The organism is Endozoicomonas sp. NE40 (assembly GCF_040549045.1).
Classification (GTDB): Bacteria; Pseudomonadota; Gammaproteobacteria; order Pseudomonadales; family Endozoicomonadaceae; genus Endozoicomonas_A; species Endozoicomonas_A lisbonensis.
In genome coordinates, this window is record NZ_JBEWTB010000002.1 from 1,545,687 (window position 1) to 1,565,539 (window position 19,853).

23 protein-coding genes are annotated in these 19,853 nt (G+C 51.1%); 10 read left to right on the top strand and 13 right to left on the bottom strand.

Annotated elements, in window-relative coordinates:
- Nucleotides 1-41 precede the first annotated feature (41 nt).
- The 3 genes from V5J35_RS07880 to V5J35_RS07890 form a co-directional block, all read right to left on the bottom strand.
- Entirely contained in the window at nucleotides 42-1,361 is a 1,320-nt protein-coding gene (locus V5J35_RS07880) for an opioid growth factor receptor-related protein (protein ID WP_354010723.1), read from the bottom strand.
- Between the two features lie 394 nt (nucleotides 1,362-1,755).
- Nucleotides 1,756-2,421: a putative adhesin gene (locus tag V5J35_RS07885; protein WP_354010724.1), complete on the bottom strand. Its 666-nt coding sequence runs from the start codon at nucleotides 2,419-2,421 to the stop codon at nucleotides 1,756-1,758.
- 383 nt (nucleotides 2,422-2,804) lie between these two features.
- Nucleotides 2,805-3,563, bottom strand: a complete 759-nt coding sequence (locus V5J35_RS07890) for a Nif3-like dinuclear metal center hexameric protein (protein ID WP_354010725.1) — start codon at nucleotides 3,561-3,563, stop codon at nucleotides 2,805-2,807.
- Between the two features lie 97 nt (nucleotides 3,564-3,660).
- Here V5J35_RS07890 and V5J35_RS07895 point away from each other — a divergent pair, with 97 nt between their 5' ends.
- Complete coding sequence (locus V5J35_RS07895; protein ID WP_354010726.1) at nucleotides 3,661-4,782, top strand: S1C family serine protease; 1,122 nt, start codon at nucleotides 3,661-3,663, stop codon at nucleotides 4,780-4,782.
- Nucleotides 4,783-4,830: 48 nt separating this feature from the next.
- Here V5J35_RS07895 and hisD read toward each other — a convergent pair whose 3' ends face one another.
- From hisD to V5J35_RS07940, 9 genes are all read right to left on the bottom strand, one after another.
- Nucleotides 4,831-6,144, bottom strand: coding sequence for a histidinol dehydrogenase (gene hisD, locus V5J35_RS07900; protein WP_354010727.1), 1,314 nt, complete (start codon nucleotides 6,142-6,144; stop codon nucleotides 4,831-4,833).
- Between the two features lie 2 nt (nucleotides 6,145-6,146).
- Nucleotides 6,147-6,785: an ATP phosphoribosyltransferase gene (hisG, locus tag V5J35_RS07905; protein WP_354010728.1), complete on the bottom strand. Its 639-nt coding sequence runs from the start codon at nucleotides 6,783-6,785 to the stop codon at nucleotides 6,147-6,149.
- A 129-nt stretch (nucleotides 6,786-6,914) separates the two neighbouring features.
- Nucleotides 6,915-8,177 (bottom strand): UDP-N-acetylglucosamine 1-carboxyvinyltransferase, encoded by a 1,263-nt coding sequence (murA, locus tag V5J35_RS07910; RefSeq protein ID WP_354011378.1) that lies wholly within the window; start codon nucleotides 8,175-8,177, stop codon nucleotides 6,915-6,917.
- Between the two features lie 23 nt (nucleotides 8,178-8,200).
- Nucleotides 8,201-8,443: a BolA family protein gene (locus tag V5J35_RS07915; RefSeq protein WP_262565922.1), complete on the bottom strand. Its 243-nt coding sequence runs from the start codon at nucleotides 8,441-8,443 to the stop codon at nucleotides 8,201-8,203.
- Nucleotides 8,444-8,645: 202 nt separating this feature from the next.
- Entirely contained in the window at nucleotides 8,646-8,966 is a 321-nt protein-coding gene (locus V5J35_RS07920; protein ID WP_354010729.1) for an STAS domain-containing protein, read from the bottom strand.
- 3 nt (nucleotides 8,967-8,969) lie between these two features.
- Nucleotides 8,970-9,641 (bottom strand): MlaC/ttg2D family ABC transporter substrate-binding protein, encoded by a 672-nt coding sequence (locus tag V5J35_RS07925; protein WP_354010730.1) that lies wholly within the window; start codon nucleotides 9,639-9,641, stop codon nucleotides 8,970-8,972.
- Nucleotides 9,642-9,655: 14 nt separating this feature from the next.
- On the bottom strand, nucleotides 9,656-10,123 hold the full coding sequence (mlaD, locus tag V5J35_RS07930) for an outer membrane lipid asymmetry maintenance protein MlaD (RefSeq protein ID WP_354010731.1): 468 nt from the start codon (nucleotides 10,121-10,123) through the stop codon (nucleotides 9,656-9,658).
- A complete protein-coding gene (mlaE, locus tag V5J35_RS07935) occupies nucleotides 10,123-10,917 on the bottom strand; it encodes a lipid asymmetry maintenance ABC transporter permease subunit MlaE (RefSeq protein ID WP_354010732.1) in 795 nt (264 codons plus the stop codon). Before mlaE ends, mlaD begins: the two co-directional genes overlap by 1 nt.
- The gene (locus V5J35_RS07940) at nucleotides 10,914-11,726 is read right to left on the bottom strand and encodes an ATP-binding cassette domain-containing protein (RefSeq protein WP_354010733.1); all 813 of its coding nucleotides are present in this window, start codon (nucleotides 11,724-11,726) and stop codon (nucleotides 10,914-10,916) included. The genes mlaE and V5J35_RS07940 overlap by 4 nt, the downstream gene beginning before the upstream one ends.
- A gap of 345 nt (nucleotides 11,727-12,071) precedes the next feature.
- Here V5J35_RS07940 and V5J35_RS07945 point away from each other — a divergent pair, with 345 nt between their 5' ends.
- The 9 genes from V5J35_RS07945 to ptsN all read left to right on the top strand — a co-directional run bounded on the left by V5J35_RS07945 (nucleotide 12,072) and on the right by ptsN (nucleotide 19,529).
- A complete protein-coding gene (locus V5J35_RS07945; protein ID WP_354010734.1) occupies nucleotides 12,072-13,028 on the top strand; it encodes a calcium/sodium antiporter in 957 nt (318 codons plus the stop codon).
- A gap of 280 nt (nucleotides 13,029-13,308) precedes the next feature.
- The gene (locus V5J35_RS07950; RefSeq protein ID WP_354010735.1) at nucleotides 13,309-14,286 is read left to right on the top strand and encodes a KpsF/GutQ family sugar-phosphate isomerase; all 978 of its coding nucleotides are present in this window, start codon (nucleotides 13,309-13,311) and stop codon (nucleotides 14,284-14,286) included.
- Complete coding sequence (locus tag V5J35_RS07955; protein ID WP_354010736.1) at nucleotides 14,283-14,810, top strand: KdsC family phosphatase; 528 nt, start codon at nucleotides 14,283-14,285, stop codon at nucleotides 14,808-14,810. Before V5J35_RS07950 ends, V5J35_RS07955 begins: the two co-directional genes overlap by 4 nt.
- Nucleotides 14,811-14,885: 75 nt before the next feature.
- A complete protein-coding gene (lptC, locus tag V5J35_RS07960) occupies nucleotides 14,886-15,473 on the top strand; it encodes an LPS export ABC transporter periplasmic protein LptC (RefSeq protein WP_354010737.1) in 588 nt (195 codons plus the stop codon).
- Nucleotides 15,454-16,056: a lipopolysaccharide transport periplasmic protein LptA gene (gene lptA / locus V5J35_RS07965; protein ID WP_354010738.1), complete on the top strand. Its 603-nt coding sequence runs from the start codon at nucleotides 15,454-15,456 to the stop codon at nucleotides 16,054-16,056. Before lptC ends, lptA begins: the two co-directional genes overlap by 20 nt.
- Before the next feature lie 4 nt (nucleotides 16,057-16,060).
- Nucleotides 16,061-16,786, top strand: coding sequence for an LPS export ABC transporter ATP-binding protein (lptB, locus tag V5J35_RS07970; RefSeq protein WP_354010739.1), 726 nt, complete (start codon nucleotides 16,061-16,063; stop codon nucleotides 16,784-16,786).
- 197 nt (nucleotides 16,787-16,983) lie between these two features.
- A complete protein-coding gene (locus tag V5J35_RS07975; protein WP_354010740.1) occupies nucleotides 16,984-18,465 on the top strand; it encodes an RNA polymerase factor sigma-54 in 1,482 nt (493 codons plus the stop codon).
- A 206-nt stretch (nucleotides 18,466-18,671) separates the two neighbouring features.
- The gene (gene hpf, locus V5J35_RS07980; protein WP_354010741.1) at nucleotides 18,672-18,977 is read left to right on the top strand and encodes a ribosome hibernation-promoting factor, HPF/YfiA family; all 306 of its coding nucleotides are present in this window, start codon (nucleotides 18,672-18,674) and stop codon (nucleotides 18,975-18,977) included.
- 99 nt (nucleotides 18,978-19,076) lie between these two features.
- Nucleotides 19,077-19,529 (top strand): PTS IIA-like nitrogen regulatory protein PtsN, encoded by a 453-nt coding sequence (gene ptsN, locus V5J35_RS07985; RefSeq protein WP_354010742.1) that lies wholly within the window; start codon nucleotides 19,077-19,079, stop codon nucleotides 19,527-19,529.
- 26 nt (nucleotides 19,530-19,555) lie between these two features.
- On the opposite strand, the gene V5J35_RS07990 is transcribed toward ptsN, so the two are convergent.
- Nucleotides 19,556-19,837, bottom strand: coding sequence for a hypothetical protein (locus V5J35_RS07990; RefSeq protein WP_354010743.1), 282 nt, complete (start codon nucleotides 19,835-19,837; stop codon nucleotides 19,556-19,558).
- Nucleotides 19,838-19,853 lie beyond the last annotated feature (16 nt).

Genomic DNA, 19,853 nt, shown 5'->3' on the forward strand with positions numbered 1-19,853 from the left:
TAAGAATATTCGCAGTCATCAGGTCTCCCTGATGATTATATTCAGCCTGAGGCTCTGGAAAAGTACAGGGGTCTGTTCGAAGGATATCCAACCACACCCGCCCAGTACGTTATGGGCGCTTGCCGGTTTCGCTGCCTTTCAGCTTGCAACGCTTTTTCCAGATTGGCAGCACACTTAACATAGCCACACTCTGTCAGGCAACTTAACACTCGGGTTATCCGTTTGTGGTTATGGTCAAAGTCACCCACCCACACTGCATGCCTGCTTACCTGCCCAGGAATAACGTGTATATCATCTCCGATGCGTTTTAATCCCCAGAATTCCAACATCTGATCCAGAGACTTTTGCAATTCGCCTTGCATTACCGGGTCATTCCGGATCTCCTGAATCATTTGTGGGTTTTGTGCGGGGGCATTTGGGTTATGCGGACTGTCATGCATGTTGGGAAACAACAGCTGAATATAGTCGTGCTCGTCTTCCAGTTGTCTGTCTGTAAACCGTCTTATCTGCTCCAACGTGAACCGTTGTCCGTCAATTCTCCCCCCGGACCGGTAAAATTCTAACCACTGTTGTGTTTTTATTTTGTGAGAAACCGGAGCTGGAGCAGGCGCAGGAGCTGGAGCTGGAGCTGAAACAGCGTCCGGAAACGGAGCCGGTGGGGTAGAAGGTGCAGGCCGCCCCGGTACTACAGGCCGGGCAACAGGCTGAGGTATCAGCACAAATTCCGAGTCATCCGTCGCGGGGTCAATGTTTTGCGGGGGTTCTCCCAGTACGGAACTCAGATCCCTTAACACGGTGGGGGCTGGTAATATTGCTGCCATAACCGGCTCAACCTGAAGCTGTTCCAACTTATTGAACAGTTGTCCAACTTCGCGCTTTGTCTCAGCCAGCTGCCGGTTCAGCTCCTCCACCCTGCCTTCTGAGAAATACGCCCTGGCCTGCTGGACAAGCGGTTTCGCCTGCTGTCGCAACGCCTGAACCCTTGCCTGAACATCAGCCCCCCCCTGCTCAGGAGGAATCACGCTGACAGGCGTCTTTCCCCTGGGTATGAATACGAGTCGATAATTAACAGTTCCTGCTCCACTAGTCTGGTTGAGCTGCTGCGAGAGGCTATCGAGGTGGTTGCAAAGAAACTTTTGTCCTTCTAACTGCGCCTGCCGGTCTCTGGATTGTTCAAGATCCCGGGTGAGCCTTCTGACTTCAGCCTTGTCAGCCCCTCCCATGTGCGGCGGAACCTTTACAGCAACCGCTGTCTTACGCTCATGAAGCGATTTACCCGGCGTCCGGTCACTGCTATTTGGAATATGTCTGGCAGGTGCAGGTAAACCTTCTGCCTCTGGAGGTTCAGTGGAAGGAGTCAACCCTGTGACTCCTGCTGCAGGCGGTTTAGGTCCGGAAATGGGCATAGCTGCAATCTTTTCAACTGTTCTCAGTTGTATCGGTCGCAGCCAGACACCATTAAACCGGAAGGGTGCGGTTCCTTTGCTACGACGAAGTCTTGTTGGCCATCAACGCATCGTAATTTCGTTTTTGGAACGTGAACGATGAAACGATTAATACTCCTCCAAGTCCTCACCGGAATTCAGTGGGCGCAACTTCAGAATGACTTCTGCCCCCTGCAAGCTCCAACGTGTGCCTGTTATATGAAGGCGTTCATTGATCAGATATCGCCGCTCTCTTAAAGTCCGGCCACACTGACCGCCTGGAAGGAGGGTATCCCAAAGAACGGGTGACACTGACCGATGCTCTGCCACGCTAGAGGATGACCCAATCATCCAGCAGGCCTGGAGTTTGTCTGGCTGGAGTGTATTGATCTTCAGGACCAGGACCAGGACGATTTCTATAACTAGGCCAGGTCAAGTGCTCCAGGCTTGTATCTCCGTAACGGGAGCGACAAAAATCACAATGAATTCTGGGATAGCAATGACCCGTCTTAAATAAGATATTTAGGACTGTTTTAAGACGTAAGTAGTAGCCTTCGCATGGCTCCAGAGTAACAACATCATAAAAACGAAAAGGATGTTGTGACAAAGTTCGATACTCGCCGGTTCGGTATTTCACCATCACTTCCTTAAGATCCGGAATGTCGCCCCAGGACGAGCCACTTTTGTGCAACAAAAGATAATTAACCACTTTTTCTTGTGGTAAAGCTGCTTCCAAAGGAGGAGCACTTCCTTGCATGTAAAGGTGAGGCGCGCCTAATAGTGGTGTACCGTGAGGGCCGTAGAAAAAGAGTGTTGTCCAGTTTGGTGTATAAAAGTGACTTGAGGGTTCCATAGAACCATCACACTTAGACTCAAACAAGCCATGGCAACTGATAATCAAGTTTTGGATGTTATCACCCAGATTCTTACAGGTGTACAACTTTAAACATGATTTTAATTTTTCCGTCTTGACTCTTGACCGTGTCGGAAATTTCATGAAAAGTACTCTGCATCAACTCAACCGAGCAGGCAACCAAGCATACAATATTACTGATGTTTTGAAGACAACAAGATGGTTCCCACCTGTCGAAAAACGCTTATCGCCTGTGTCTTCAGCAGGTCAGGGTAACCACCAGTATTGAAAATAAACTCGACAAAATCCTGAGCGGTGTCTTTAACCAGTTTTATGGCCTGATGCTTACAAGCAATGCCGGGGCAATGCTCACGAAGGGCAGCTTTTCTGGTGCTATTTGTTTGACGACTTTATATCACCACAAACAGCTCTTTTTTCTTTGCCCCTGAGTGTCAAAGTGACCGGTATGTCGGGGTTGCGGCGTCGTAGGAAAAGAACCGCACCCAAACCGGAAAGTAAACCTGAAGCTAAACCGGAGACGGGATATCGACAAACAGGTGTTCAATATCGAATTCCTGCTCCAACCATGCACCCACCGCCTGAACCCCATAACGCTCAGTGGCATGATGGCCAGCACTGAAGTAATGAATGCCATTCTCCCGGGCAAAATGAACAGTGGACTCCGAGATTTCGCCACTCACATAAGCATCAACACCCAGGGCGTGAGCCTCTTCAATCATCTTCTGCGCCCCACCCGTACACCAGGCGACGGTTGTTATGTCATGAGAACCGCCTTCAATCACCAGAGGTTTCCGCCCCAGTTGCTGCTCCAGTTGTTCTGATAGCTCTTGAACAGTTTGAACGCCCGCCACGTTGCCCCAGCTACCCACAGGCCGTGGTGTTGATTCCATACCACCTTTTGTTGACCATTGCATAAGATTTGCCAGCCGGGCATTGTTACCCATGGTCGGGTGACCATCCAGTGGCAGGTGATAGGTAATCAGGCTGATATTGTGCCTGAGCAGCGCTTCAATCCGGCGACGCTTCATACCGGTAATCGTGGCGTCTTCCCCTTTCCAGAAATAGCCGTGATGCACAAAAATGGCATCCGCCTGCAACTCAATAGCCTTGTCGATCAATGCCTGACAGGCGGTGACTCCGGTTACAATCCGGTTAATATCCTGTTTGCCCTCGACCTGCAAACCATTGGGGCAATAATCCCTGAACAACCCTGGCTGAAGTTCATCATCCAGTTTTTCCATCAGCCTTTTGAGGGAAATGCCCATGATTCGTCTCCTGTGACTCTATCGTTCCACGCATGGATAACGGTATATTTAAGTATTCAACCATTATACTGTTTGACTGGCAGTGACAGCGATCACCATGAAAAAAATTCTTCTGCAAATTGGCCTTCCTGTTTTTGTTGGCCTTGTTATTGGACTTCTGGTGATTGTCATCAAACCTGAGGTGGCTGGTTTTAAGGAAGACAGCTTTACTGCATTCTTCAGCACGTTGTCCAACCGCAGTACCAACCTGCTGGGAACCGGTCAGGTTTCTTATCGCCATGCGGTCAAAAAGGCTGCTCCGGCAGTGGTGAACATTGCCACCGCCTCTCTGGATCGTTCCGGCACATCAGTAACCCCTATGCCGTATCGCAACAGCCCTGATACGGACGCTAACCGGGGCTCAGGCGTTATTGTCAGTCCTGATGGCTACCTGCTCACCAATAACCATGTGATACAGGGAGCAGAGCGAATTTATGTTTCCATGCAGGACGGCCGTGAAGAAATCGCCTCGGTGGTTGGTCGGGACCCTGATACTGACCTGGCGGTACTGAAAATCGACCTGAAAGACCTGCCCAGCATTCATCTGGCCGACTCCAGTAAAGCAGAAGTCGGTGATGTTGTGCTGGCTATCGGTAACCCGTTTGGCCTTGGGCAGACCGTGACCATGGGCATCATCAGTGCCACCGGACGGGATGATCTGCGACTCAATACCTACGAGGATTTTATCCAGACCGACGCAGCCATTAACGTTGGTAATTCCGGCGGAGCTCTGGTCAACGCCTATGGTGAGCTGATTGGTATCAATACTCTGTTGTTTACCCGGGGAGGTGGCAACGAGGGGGTAGGCTTTGCCATTCCTTCCAGAATGGCAGAGTTCGTTATGGAATCCATTATCAAGTACGGGCGGGTGATTCGTGGCTGGCTGGGCATTGAATCCCAGCCTCTCAGTGCTCAGCTGGCTCAGGCTTATGATATAAAAACCAATTCCGGTATCCTGATTTCCGGTGTCTATCAGGGCGGCCCTGCGGATCAGGCCGGTTTGCGCCGGGGCGATATTCTGACCGGTATCAACAATGTCAGCACCACCGATGGCAACAAAGTCATGAACATGGTGGCTCAGGTGCCACCGGGAACAGAAGTGACATTGCAAATTCTGCGTGACAACAAACCCGTAGAGCTAAAAGCAAGAGTCAGTACACGCCCGAGGATGGTTAACTGACTGAAAAGGCAGCCTTCTGATACCTCAGACGGCTGCTATCAAAAAAAGCTACTTCCTGATCCTGAATTCCGCCGACCGGGCGTGAGCTGTTAAGGATTCTCCCCTGGCCAGCACCGAAGCCACTTTACCCATTTCAGAGGCTCCCTTGTCCGAAAAATGAATCAGGGATGAACGTTTCTGAAAATCATAAACGCCTAGGGGTGAAGAAAACCGAGCTGTTCCCGAGGTCGGTAATACATGATTAGGACCTGCGCAGTAATCACCCAGCGCTTCAGCGGTATGACGACCCATAAAAATCGCACCGGCATGCCGGATATCCGGCAACAGGACTTCCGGGTTTGCCACAGACAACTCCAGATGCTCCGGCGCAATATGATTAACGACATCACAGGCCACTTTCATATTGGGTACATGAATCAGGGCTCCACGCTTATTGATCGAAGCTTTAATAATCTCCCTGCGCTCCAGGTCCTGCACCAGATGGTTCATGCAGTCATCCACTTCATGTAAAAATTCAAGGTCATCGGAAACCAGAATGGCCTGAGCGTCTTCATCATGTTCAGCCTGGGAGAACAGGTCCATGGCAATCCAGTCAGGGTCGGTTAAACCGTCGCAGACCACCATAATCTCTGAAGGTCCCGCAATCATATCAATGCCCACCTGTCCAAAGACTTCCCGCTTTGCGGTCGCCACATAGATATTTCCCGGGCCTACAATCTTGTCTACCCGAGGCACTGTTTCTGTGCCATAAGCCAGAGCAGCAATCGCCTGAGCCCCGCCAATGGTAAAGACTTTATGCACGCCAGCCAGAGCAGCGGCGGCCAGAACCATATCATTGATCACACCGTCTGGCGTCGGCACCACCATAATAATTTCTTCTACACCCGCCACATGTGCAGGAATAGCGTTCATCAACACTGATGAGGGGTATGTTGCCTGACCTCCCGGCACATACAGCCCGACACGATCCATTGGCTGAACCTTCTGTCCAAGCTTTGTGCCGTGGCGCTCTTTGTAGGTCCAGGATTCCAGCACCTGTCGTTTATGGTAACTGCGAATTCTGGCGGCAGCAGTTTCCAGTGCTTCGCGCTGTTCGCCAGGAATGGCATCTAACGCATTCTGCAGCTGCTGCTCACTGACGGTCAGCTCTTTCATTGAACTGGCAGACACTCGATCAAAACGACGACTGTAGTCCAGTAGCGCTCCGTCGCCCCGTTTGCGAACAGCGGTTATGATGTCCTTAACGATGCCGTGAACCTTATCATCCGACACGCTTTCCCATGCCAGAAGATGCGCAAGCTGTTGTCTGAAGTTGTCATCGTGATAATCCAGACGGGCAGGTTTCAGTATTTTTGTTGTCATGGTCAGCATGTCTCCTGAACAGCGCGGGACATTTGATCAATTAACTGGCTGACAGCGTCGTGTTTAACCTTCATGGAGGCTTTGTTCACCACCAGCCGTGAAGAAATGGTTCGTATCAGGTCTCTGGGTTCAAGGCCGTTGGCACGCAGCGTATTGCCGGTATCCACCACATCGATAATGATATCAGCCAGCCCCACCAGCGGTGCCAGCTCCATTGAACCGTAAAGTTTGATGATATCTGCCTGCCGGCCAATGGAAGCATAGTATTGTCTGGCAAGATTGACGAACTTGGTCGCCACTCTGATACGTCCCTCAGGTTCGGGAACACCGACTTTTCCTGCTGTCATCAGCTTGCAGCGGGCGATATTCAGGTCCAGTGGTTCATAGAGTTCTGTCGAACCATGCTCAAGCAGCACATCCTTTCCCGCAACCCCTATATCAGCCGCACCATATTCTACATAGGTTGGTACATCACTGGCACGCACAATCAGCAGGTTCACGTCAGGATGGGTAGTGGGAATAATCAGCTTACGGCTCTGACCCGGATCTTCTGCCAGTTCGATACCGGCCGCCTTAAGCAAAGGCAAAGTGTCTTTGAGGATACGCCCTTTGGAGAGAGCAATGGTAATCTGACTGGACATCTTGATCAGGTTTCCTTATTTGTTATTCCGCCCTGAAGATTCCGTAGTTTACACAACTTTTTAAGTATTTATTAACAAAAAAGCCAGCGCGAGGCTGGCTTTAAGGCATTATTGAAAGCAGTCGGAGACTTACCCCGCAACGCGGCGAATACTGGCACCCAGCTGTTGCAGCTTCTCTTCAATACATTCGTAACCACGGTCGATGTGGTAAATACGCTCAACCCGGGTATCACCTTCCGCTACCAGACCGGCAATGACCAGGCTGGCAGAAGCACGCAGGTCGGTCGCCATGACCGGGGCCGCTTTAAGGTTTTCCACCCCTTTGATAATCACGGTATTGCCTTCGACCACCACGTCAGCGCCCATGCGTTTCATTTCCTGAACGTGCATAAAGCGGTTTTCGAACACGGTTTCAGTGATGTGTCCGGTGCCTTCTGCAATGATGTTCAGCGCTGTGAACTGCGCCTGAATATCCGTAGGCATTGCCGGATAAGGTGCGGTTTTCAGGTCAACGGCCTGTGGTCGCTTACCTTTCATATCCAGCTCAATCCAGTCTTCACCCCACTCAACGCAGGCACCGGCTTCACGCAGTTTCAGCAGAATGGCATCCAGAATGTCTGGTTGAGTATCTTTCAGGCGAACGCGGCCACCGGTGGCTGCTGCAGCAATCAGGTAAGTACCGGTTTCAATGCGGTCAGGCAGTACAGAGTAGGTGCAGCCGTTCAGGCGTTCAACACCCTGAACACGGATCGTGTCGGTACCCGCACCTTCAATTTTGGCGCCCATGGTCATCAGGCAGTCAGCCAGATCCACCACTTCCGGTTCGCGGGCAGCGTTTTCAATAATGGTTTCGCCGTCTGCCAGACAGGCCGCCATCAGAATGTTCTCAGTACCGGTTACTGTGACGGTATCCATAAAGATACGGGCGCCTTTCAGACGATCCTTGATGCTCGCCTTGATGTAACCGTCTTCCACAACGATATCCGCTCCCATCGCCTGCAGGCCGCGGATGTGCAGGTCTACCGGACGGCTACCAATCGCACAGCCACCCGGCAGGGAAACTTCAGCACGGCCAAAACGAGCCAGCAGCGGTCCCAGTACCAGAATGGAGGCCCGCATGGTTTTAACCAGTTCGTAAGGGGCTCGCAGCTGTTTGATGGTGCTGGCATGAACTTCTACGTTCATGCGTTCGTCCACCATCAGGTCTACGCCCATGCAGCCAAACAGCTCAAACATGGTCGTAATATCGTGCAGGTGAGGCAGGTTGCAAACCGTTACCGGGTCGTCAGCCAGCAGAGTCGCAGCCAGAATAGGCAAAGCGGAGTTCTTGGCGCCGGAAATCCGAATTTCGCCGTCCAGACGATTTCCGCCTGTAATGATCAATTTATCCATCAGGTTCCACCAGAGCCCTTCAATTAACTGTTGCGCTGCTGCCATTCAGACTGCGTCAGAGTCACCATGGTCACCGCATGAATCTCACCGCTGGCAATCATCCCGTTCAGGTGCTGATACACCATTTGCTGGCGTTTCACTGGCATGGCACCCTGAAATTCATCACTGATGATGGTCAGGCGAAAGTCACAGCCCTCCCCTTCAACCAGAACCTCAGAACCTTGAATTTTCTCTTCCAGCAGCGCCTTTACCTGGGTGGCTAGCATGCACTCACCTCGTAGCAACAGCCATGGAAACCGACAGAATCATCAAAGCGTTAGACGTATGTCCACGAGAGCATGTCGACAGGATTCCATGGATCATAAAACAGTTAACAAGCCTGTCATTTGAACAAATACAGGCTCGGGGCAAATCGGGCAATGATATATGACCTCCCGACCAGCCACAAGCACCGGTCGGTCAAACAGCTCAGCCAGACGGGCAGGAAGACGCTTCGAGCAGCTTATCGATACCACAGACCTTGGCAAGGGCCTGTAGTTCCACAGGAATGTCAGAAAAGCAGAAAGCCGTGTTGTAGTTTTCAGCCAGCCGCAGCCAGGACAGGCAAACAGAAAGGGTAGCACTGTCGCCCTTGTGGAGTTCCTTAAAGCTTATCCTGACTGAAGACTGACCGGCCTGCAGTTCGCTCTGCAGCAGCTGGCGACCGTATTCTTCCACCACAGCAGCGTTATCAAAAGTCACTATACCCTTAAGGGCATAGAGACCCGGTTCAAGGCGTTCCAGTGGCATAGGTTATTTACCCGCTTTTATGTCTTTGCCCCGCATAATCTCAGCCCAGTTATCCACTACCGTCTCAACCTTGCCATAGCGATCCACAGCGTCGGCAAACTGGGTCTGGAACTGTTTGGCAATATTGATACCGTCCACCGTAATATTACGCAGTTTCCAGCGACCGTCGGTGTGTACCATGGAGTAGAAAATATCAACACTCCGGGTACTGGTTCTGACACTCATCTTCACCGGGATACGGCTGATATCTCCGGCAATGTACTTTTTCAGCTGGCTTTCAGGGGTTTTCTCCACAGATTCAATGGTCAGACTGGTGTCATCCAGTGACAGTAAGGCATTGCTGTAAAATCTCAGCAGGCTGTCCTTGAAGGTGGCTTCAAACTTATCGACCTGTTCGGGGCTGCGTCGGGTGTATTTTCCCATGACATAACGGGCAATCTGGTCAAAAGCCACCACCGGTGATAACAGGCGATCCACTTCTTTAACAAAACCATCCCGGTCTTTTTTGTATTCTTCTTTATTTTTGTCAAACAGGTTCAGTAAATTCCGGGTAATCTTCTCCACTTCAATTTCGGGAGGCTGTATCTGCGGCGCTGCCAAAGCTGTTGATGCCAACAGCAAGGTGACGACTCCGAAGAAAAACTGCCGTATTGAAACAACCATTGTTTTGCTCATAATGACCGCCTGTTTTATTTATCGTCCTTATTCACTGCCCCGAGCAGGAACTTGCCGATCAGTTCTTCCAGAATAACGGCTGACTGGGTATCCTCAAAACGCCCTCCATCCTTGAGGTAATCTTCATCCCCACCAACACTGATACCGATATATTTTTCTCCCAGAAAGCCTGCTGTCACAATGGATGCAGTACTGTCGATGGGAATATTGTCGATATCGGCATCGATTTCCATATCAACCCGTGCCATATAAGTGTGTTTATCCAGACTGACCTGTGTGACCTTGCCGATAATCACACCAGCCAGAGCTACTTTAGCCCTGGGTTTCAGGGCGCCGGTGTTATCAAACATGGCATGAACCTGATAAGTTTGGTGATCCGCGCCTAATGACAAACCACTGACTTTTAATGCCAGCACGATCAGAGCCAGCACACCGGCAATCATAAAACCGCCGACACTGATTTCTACTGTTTTCATCCTCATTACAGTTCTCCAAACATTACGGCGGTCAAAATAAAATCAAGCCCTAAAACAGCCAGCGACGAATACACGACAGTTCTTGTTGTTGCACGACTCACGCCCTCTGATGTGGGAATGGCATCATACCCCTGGAACACAGCAATCCAGGTCACCACCAGCCCAAACACCAGGCTTTTCACCAGTCCGTTACCAATATCCGCTGTAAAGCTTACAGACTGCTGCATACTGGACCAGAAGGAACCTTCATAAATACCCAGCCAGTCGACCCCGACCATGGCGGCTCCCAGAATGCCCACCAGGTTAAAAATAGTGGCCAGCAGGGGCATGGAAATCACACCAGCCCAGAATCTGGGGGCAATGATGCGTTTCAGTGGGTCAACGCCAATCATCTCAAGACTGGACAACTGCTCAGTGGTTTTCATCAAACCAATTTCAGCAGTAAGGGCAGAGCCTGCCCGTCCGGCAAACAGCAATGCCGTCACCACGGGTCCCAGCTCCCTGAGCAGGCTCAGTGCAACCATCTGACCGACAGCGTCTTCAGAACCATAGCGAATCAGTATGTTGTAGCCCTGCAAAGCCAGTACCATGCCAATAAACAGCCCGGACACCGTGATAATAATCAGGGACATAAAGCCAACGCTGTAGAGCTGCTGAATCAGTAATGAAAAGCGGTGACCAAACCCGGAGCGGGAAAATATAGCCAGCAGCAAAAAAACACCGGATCGCCCTACAGACTGGACATGATCCAAACCAAACCGACCCAGCTGTTGCAGCCGGTCGAACAAACCTGGACTCATTTGCACTCCCTGAGCAGAGCTTCTTTGTAATCCATGGCAGGATAATGGAAGGGAACCGGGCCATCGGCATAGCCATTCATAAACTGACTGACACGGGGGTCTTTGGAAAGCATCATTTCATCCGGTGCTCCCTGACCAATCACGTCCCCATCAGCCAGCACATAAAGGTAGTCAGCTATACTGGCTGTTTCATGCAGGTCATGGGAGACCACCACACTGGTAATTTTCAGCGCCTGATTGAGTTTACGGATCAACTCAACCAGAACCCCCATGGCAATTGGGTCCTGCCCGACAAAGGGTTCGTCGTACATGACCATTTCCGGATCAAGGGCGATAGCCCGGGCAAGAGCCACCCGGCGATTCATACCACCGGACAATTCTGCCGGCATCAGCGACCAGGCACCCCGCAAACCCACCGCCTGTAACTTCATGAATACAATGTCCCGAATCATGGAGTCCGTCAGTTCGGTATGAATGCGAAGAGGAAATGCCACATTTTCAAACACAGAAAGATCGGTAAACAGAGCACCACTCTGGAACAGCATGCCCATTTTACGACGCAGCTGGAACAGTTCATCACGGGACAGTCGGTTAACGTCCTGCCCGTCGACAATAATTCGTCCGGAGTCAGGGCGCAGCTGACGACCAATCAGCCGGAGCAGTGTCGTCTTGCCGGTTCCGGACGGTCCCATGATCCCAACGACCTTTCCCCTTGGGATGGTGATATCAATGTTGTTAAAAATACACCGGCCACCGCGAAAGAACGTGAGCCCGCGAATTTCAATAAAGTTATCAGTAGCCACAGCCATCAGCCGATCTTTCCTTGCTTTAAAATGTGGTTGAAACACCCTCTATAAACACTCGATGTAAAAGCTTGCTGTAAAAACTCGCTAGAAAAAGAGCACCTGAGCATAGGCGTGTAACAATCCCTGTCACATATTACTTATGCAGCCTTCTTATTATGACGGCTTTTACTTACATTTTGAACATCAACCGTCTTTTGCCTGCAAGGTTTTCGCACCGGCAATCAAAAGCCGTCTTGAAAAAACTGTAAATAAACCGCCTCAGGGCATCGCTTCCAGACGGCCGGATGACTTACCATTAACAAATAAAATCTGATTCAACTCCTCAAAGAAAAACCGGGTAACTCCAACATGTTTGTTGCCATTATCGCCATTCTTGCCGGCTTTATTATTCTCACCTGGAGTGCAGACCAGTTTGTGAATGGTGCGGCCGCAACTGCCAGAAACTTCAACATATCCCCGATGCTTATTGGTTTGACCGTGGTTTCGATTGGCACATCTGCCCCGGAAATTCTGGTCTCCGTGATGGCAGCCACCCAGGACCATGCCAGCCTTGCCATCGGTAATGCCATTGGCTCCAATATTGCCAATATTGGCCTGGTACTGGGCGCAACCGCCCTGATTGCCCCCTTGCCGGTCAAAAAATCCCTGGCACATCGGGAAATTCCAATGCTGGTCGTCGTCTCAGTGCTGGCGGGACTCTGCATCATTAATGGTTTCCTGACCCAACTGGACAGTCTGGCATTACTGGGAACTCTGTTTCTGACACTGTACCTGATGTTTCGCTGGCAAAAGCAGCATCCCGGCGAACCTCTTATCGAAGGCGAAGAAGAGGAAGTTCCGGAGTTGCCAGCAGGCAAAGCCTGGTTTTACCTGATTTCAGGACTGCTGTTTCTGCTGGGCAGTTCGCAGATTCTGGTCTGGGGAGCCACCGAGCTGGCTCGTCTGTTTGGGATCAGCGAACTGATTATCGGCCTCACGATTGTCGCTATCGGCACCAGCCTGCCAGAACTGGCAGCCTCTGTTGCCAGCGCCATTAAAGGCCACCATGACATCGCCCTGGGTAATGTGGTTGGCTCTAATATCTTCAACCTTCTTGCCGTTCTGCCCATGCCCGGGCTGCTTGCGTCCGGCACCATCAGCCCCCAGGTTATCTGGCAGGACTTTCCAGTTATGATGACAGTGACCCTGTTTCTTGCCATCAGCTGCCTGTTTGGCAAACAGCCCAAACACCTGGGACGGGTAACGGGATTATTTCTTTTAAGCTGTTACGTCGCCTATACCAGCTGGTTACTTATTCATCATTAATGGAACTACTGTTTCCAAATCGGCTCTAATGCAGCTATTGACCAAACTAGTACATCGTTTCATTACGTTTGACTTGTAGATTGGGACGAGCGCAGCGACTCCCAACATGGAAGCTCAATGCCGTTCACCGTGTTGGATGTCGCGTTCCGCTCGACCCAACCTACGTGACTTTGTGGCAGCTCTGGGGTAACTCCGGGGTAAATAGCATCGGTCTATCCCTTAACGCGTAACCGTTTTACAATAGGGCGTTCCGCAGCCACTTTTAAGACAGTTATTCACTATGACCAACAATGACGAGCAGTTCATTGCCATCGGAAGACGCACCATATCCATGGAACTGGAGGCCGTTCAGAAACTTCTGGACCGGGTAGACAGCGATTTTGCCCGGGCCTGTCAGGTTATGCTGGCCTGCAGCGGGCGCATCATTGTGGTGGGTATGGGCAAGTCTGGTCACATTGCTCGCAAAATCGCCGCCACCCTGGCCAGCACCGGCACTCCTTCTTTCTTCGTACACCCTGGTGAAGCCAGTCATGGTGACATGGGCATGATAACGTCTGAAGATGTGGTTCTGGCCCTGTCCAACTCCGGCGAAACCAGTGAGGTGGTTACTCTTCTGCCTCTGTTGAAACGGATGGGAACACCACTGGTCAGCATGACCGGTAACCCGGATTCCTCTCTGGCCCGTGCCGCTGACGCACACGTGAATGCCGGTGTCGACAAAGAAGCCTGCCCGCTGGACCTGGCTCCAACCTCCAGTACCACTACCGCACTGGTGATGGGCGACGCACTGGCGATAGCCCTGCTGGAAGCCCGGGGTTTCACCGCTGAAGACTTTGCTTTCTCGCACCCGGGCGGCTCCCTGGGCAAACGTCTGCTGCTGAAGGTCAAAGACGTTATGCACAGCGGCAGACGCATTCCGGAAGTGACTCAGGGGACCAAGATCAGTGAAGCTCTGCTGGAAATGACCCACAAAGGGCTTGGCATGACCTCCATTGTGAACGAAGACCGTAAAGTAGTAGGCATCTTCACCGACGGCGACCTGCGCCGCGCCCTGGATAAAGGTGTGAACCTGCGCCTGACGGACATTGATGATGTTATGACCAGTCACTGCAAAACCATCTCACCCGATATCCTCGCTGCCGAAGCCCTGAAGATCATGGACGACCGCAAAATCAACGCCCTGATCTGTGTCGATGCCAACGATCAGCCCGTTGGCGCCATAAACATGCACGATTTACTGAAAGCAGGTGTTGTATGATCGATTCTTCCCTGAAGCCTTCTGCTGCCAAAGTACGTCTGGCAGTCTTTGATGTTGATGGCGTACTGACCGACGGCAAGCTGTTTTTTGGCGAACAGGGTGAAGCTCTGAAATGCTTTCATACACTGGACGGCCACGGCCTGAAAATGCTGCAACAGGCAGGTATCAAAACAGCCATCATTACCGGACGACGTTCGACGTTTGTAGAAAAGCGTGCGAGTGACCTGGGGGTCGATTTTCTGTATCAGGGTCGTGAGGATAAAATCAATGCCCTGAATGAACTGCTGGAAACCGAGCACTATAGCATGGATGAAATTGCGTATCTGGGCGATGACCTGCCAGACCTGCCCGTTATCCGCCGTGTCGGTTTTGGCTGCGTAGTGATCAATGCGCACCCATTTGTCCGTCAACATGCACAGGCAGTGACCGATAACCATGGAGGTCTGGGCGCTGCAAGGGAATTCTGTGACTTTATCCTTGATGCCCAGGGTAAGCTGGAGCCGATGCTGGCAGAATACCTTTAATAATCGTTAACTTATTGTAATTCGGGGCCAGCCCATGAGTGGCTGGCTTCTTTATCAACAGGAACCAAACACCTGATGCCTATAACCAGCTCTTACAAAAGCTATCTGTTAGTTGCCTGTGTGCTGATGACCATGGTTGGCATAGGCTACTGGTCGTACGACGGTGGTTTGCATGTTACAGGACAGAACCGTCAGCCTGAAATACAGGAAAACGCAGACTACTATCTAGTAGACGCCACCATTACCCAGTTCAATGAAACGGGAACGCTGGAATACGAGCTGACTTCCAACGCCATTACTCACTATCCGCATAATGACACCACCCTGCTCAAAACGCCCCATCTGCGCAGCTACAGCGACCCACAGAAACCCATGATAGCCGATGCCCTGAACGGCAAACTGCTGCCCGGAGACCAGGATATTGAACTCTGGGACGACGTAGTCATGATCCAGACCGACACCAGCAATGGCAGTCAGGTACGTATGGACACCGATTTTATCACCATATACTCTGAGCAAAGTCTTGCTGTAACAGACCGTCCGGTCCTGATTACTAACGACACTGGTCGTACCAGAGCCATCGGTATGGAAGCGTTCTACAAGGACAGTCTGGTTAAACTCAAATCAAGGGTACGAGGATTCCATGAACCTAAACAGCCTTGAGCAGAATAAAAAGCTTGAGCCGAACAAAAAGCTTAAGCGGAATAAAAAGCCTGAACGTAATGCAAAAAAAACTATACGTTCAATTTTAGGTATCTTCCTGCTACTGCCCACCCTGGCCATGGCGCTGCCATCGGATCGGGAAATGCCCATCGAAATCGAGTCCGACTCGGCAGATATTGATAACAAAAAAGGTGTTTCAGTCTACCGGGGCGATGTCGTAATGACCCAGGGCAGCACCCGAATCACCGGCGATGTCGTAACGGTATACACCGAAAACCAGGAAGTGCGGAAGATTGTTGCCGAGGGCATTAACAAACGTGCCTACTACGAAGAAGAACAGCCCGATGCCCAGGGAACGTTGCAGGCATGGGGACATACTATTGACTACAAAGTGCTGGATGAAAAAATCCATCTGATCCGTCAGGCCCAGCTCGTAAAGAAAGGTGACTCGTTCAAGGGTGAACGCATCGATTACGACCTGAAGCAGCAAAAAGTCAACGCCAAAGGTCTGGACAACAGTCAGGGCGAAGGACGAGTACAGATGGTCATTCAGCCCAGACCCGAGCAACAGGAAAAGAAATAACCTGATGGTTACGCTAAAGGCAGAACACCTCAGTAAAAGCTACAAAGGCAGAAAGGTCGTTAAAGACGTCTCTCTGGCCGTCAACAGCGGCCAGATTGTGGGCCTGCTGGGACCTAACGGGGCAGGTAAAACCACCTGCTTCTACATGATTGTCGGCCTGGTAAAAGCTGATGGTGGCAAAGTCAGCATTAACAACAAAGACCTGACTCACCAGCCCATGCATGGGCGGGCAAGGGCTGGTGTTGGTTACCTGCCACAGGAAGCCTCAATATTCCGCAAGCTGTCGGTAACAGACAATATCCTTGCCATTTTGCAAACACGCAAAGACCTCAATAAACAGCAGCAGTTCGACAAGATGGAATCACTGCTGGATGAGTTCAACATAGGCCACATCCGCGACAGCGCCGGCATGAGCCTGTCGGGCGGTGAACGTCGGCGGGTGGAAATAGCCAGGGCGCTGGCTACCGACCCTGATTTTGTCCTGCTTGATGAGCCATTTGCCGGTGTTGACCCGATCTCGGTCGGAGATATCAAGGCGATTGTCAGACAACTGCAAGGCCGTGGCATTGGTGTACTGATCACCGATCACAATGTTCGTGAAACACTGGATATCTGTGAAAAGGCTTATATCGTCAGCGAAGGTGGCATCATTGCTGAAGGTGACAGCCAGACCGTTTTGAGCAACCAGAAGGTTCGTGACGTTTACCTGGGCCATCAGTTCAGTTTGTAGCCAGCCACATTCCGGGAAGAGTCTCCCTCTTCCCACGCCGGCTTCATGCCAGTTTTACTTTTCACTATTAATATTCTGTGCTTATAATCCGGTGACACGGAATGCATCTCAAAACGACAATGTGCAAACGATAATGTAATGCAGTTTTCGTCACCTGGAACACTGCATTTTCACAGTAAAAGGTACACGGTTGCCCTATGAAGCCCTCTCTACAGCTTAAAATGGGTCAGCAGTTGACGATGACACCGCAACTGCAACAAGCCATTCGCCTGTTACAGCTTTCGACACTGGACCTGCAACAGGAAATCCAGGAGGTGCTGGAATCCAACCCGATGCTGGAAAGCGAAGAGGCCATTCAGGATCAGGAGAGCCGCGACCAGGAAGCCAGTAACGCTGCTGAAGGTGAGCAACTGGTTGACCTCAATGCCCAGGAGCCACCGGCATCCTCAGAGTCTCAGGAACCCGAATGGTCAGAAAGCATCCCAAACGATCTGCCCGTCGATTCCGGCTGGGAGGAAATCTACTCCAGCATGCCGTCAGGCAGTGACGATGAGTTTGATCCGCTGAACCGCTCCCGGACCACCGAGTCTCTGCAGGAATACCTGCAATGGCAACTGAACCTGACCCCCACGACAGATACTGACAGATTGCTGGGCGAAGCGATCATCGAAGCCACGAACCCTGATGGTTATCTGACAACGTCACTGGACGATATCTACCAGAGCCTTGCCCTGGACCCGGCGCTTGCAGAACTCGATTTTGATGAGCTGAAAGTCATGCAGCGGCGTATTCAGCAGTTTGACCCGGTTGGCTGTGGCAGTGAAAACCTGAAAGAGTGCCTGTCCGTACAACTGGCTCAGCTGTCCTCACAAACCCCCTTTATTCACGAAGCCCAAAAGCTGATTGACCATCACCTGGAAGCCCTGGGCAGCCGGGATTACAGCCAGATCATGCGCCGCACCCGGATGAAAGAGCATCAGCTCAAGGATGCACTGGGCCTGATACAGAGCCTGAATCCCAAGCCCGGCTCTGAAGTGGATCAAACTGAACCGGAATACATCACACCGGATATCTCTGTTCGAAAAATTAAAGAGCGCTGGGTGGTCGAGCTGAATTCTGAGTCACTGCCTCGCCTTCGTATTAACAACAGTTATGCGTCAATGGTCCAGCGAGCCAACAGCAGCCGCGACAACCAGTTTATGAAAAACCAGCTGCAGGAAGCCCGCTGGTTTCTGAAAAACCTGCAAAGCCGTAATGAAACATTACTGAAAGTGGCTACCAAGATCGTTAACTTCCAGCAGGGCTTTCTGGAACAGGGCGACGAAGGAATGAAACCGCTGGTGCTTGCGGACATCGCTGAAGCGGTGGATATGCATGAATCAACTATTTCCCGGGTCACGACCCAGAAGTACATGCATACGCCCAGAGGCGTCTATGAGCTGAAGTATTTCTTTTCCAGCCATGTCAGCACAGACAGCGGCGGAGAGTGTTCATCCACTGCTATTCGCGCGCTGATCAAAAAGCTGGTTCAGGATGAAAATCCGAAAAAGCCGCTCAGTGACAACAAAATTGCCGGTTTACTGGGAGAACAGGGTATAAAAGTAGCCCGACGAACCATCGCCAAATATCGGGAGTCGATGCATATACCCCCTTCCAATGAACGCAAACGCCTGGTGTAAGTCACATAGAGTGCGTAACGATAAGTGCCTGAACTATAAAACTTATAGCAGGAATTATTCGGACAGAGTCTTAAGGTAAAAATCCTGTATTTTTTTGCTTCAGGACAGCACCAATGTTGTTAACGGTGATAGAATCTAAACAGACCAGTTCGAAAATCCCGGGAACTGGCCACTGTCTCCAAACGGGATCAGCAGGAGAGCGTTACATGCAAGTCAACATCAGTGGACATCATGTAGAGGTGACTCAAGCTCTGAAAGACTATGTCACTAAAAAACTCGACCGCCTGGCAGCTCACTTCGATCACATCACTAATGTACAGGTCACCTTGAGCGTAGAGAAACTACTGCATAAGGCAGAAGCGATCCTGCACATACGTGGAGCTGACATCAATGCGACCGCTGAATCCGATGACATGTACGCGGCTATTGACGATTTGTCAGATAAAATCGACCGACAGCTGGTAAAACACAAGGAAAAGACGCTCGATCGCATGCAGGGAGCCCGAGGCTGAATCCACAACCGACTGAAGGCCCCTGGCTTTCAGTCGACGTCCATTCAGTCAGCGGCTTCTTTTTTTGCACTCGCACCCTGTGAGTCTTCCAATCGTTGTATGATTATTAAAAACATTCTAACCCCCGAACGCACCCTCCATGGTGTGCAAGGGGTCAGCAAAAAGAAAATCCTGGAAACTATTGCGGAACAGATCAGCGAACATGTTCCCGCTATCAATGCCAAGGACCTGTTCAACAACCTCATCAACAGAGAACGACTGGGTACCACCGGACTGGGCAACGGCATTGCACTGCCTCACTGCCGCTCCAAAGCCTGCCCGGAGCCAACCGGCCTGTTCATTCGCCTGTCAGAGCCCGTCGATTTTGACGCGGTGGACCGGGAGCCTGTTGACCTGATTTTCGCTTTGATCGTCCCTGAAGAAAGCACTCAGGAACATCTGGATATCCTGAAAGCCCTGGCCCAGCGCTTCACCGATGATTACCTGCTCAGTCAGATCCGGTCAGCTAACTCTTCGGAAAACCTGTATCAGATACTGACAGCACCGGTCTGACGGTCTGTTTGGTTCAACCAGGCGGTTTAACCGGGAAAGGTGCAATCTACACGAACAGCCCAGCGAAAACTGTTCAGCCTCAGAACAACAGCTGACTGGTCAAAAATGACATTTGCGGTGTCAATGATCCGGTTTCGTTTATCGTAGAGATTGCACTGAGCTTCAACATCCCCATACAGCTTATGTTCTTCGGAAGCATTGAGCGTTATGAGCTGAGTACCCGCAAACGTCCGGCTGGATTCTATTTCAAGTGCCTGGGCAGAAGCGGACAGAAGAGTGAAGAGAAAAACGGCGGCTGACTTTGTCATTATTGTACTTCCTACG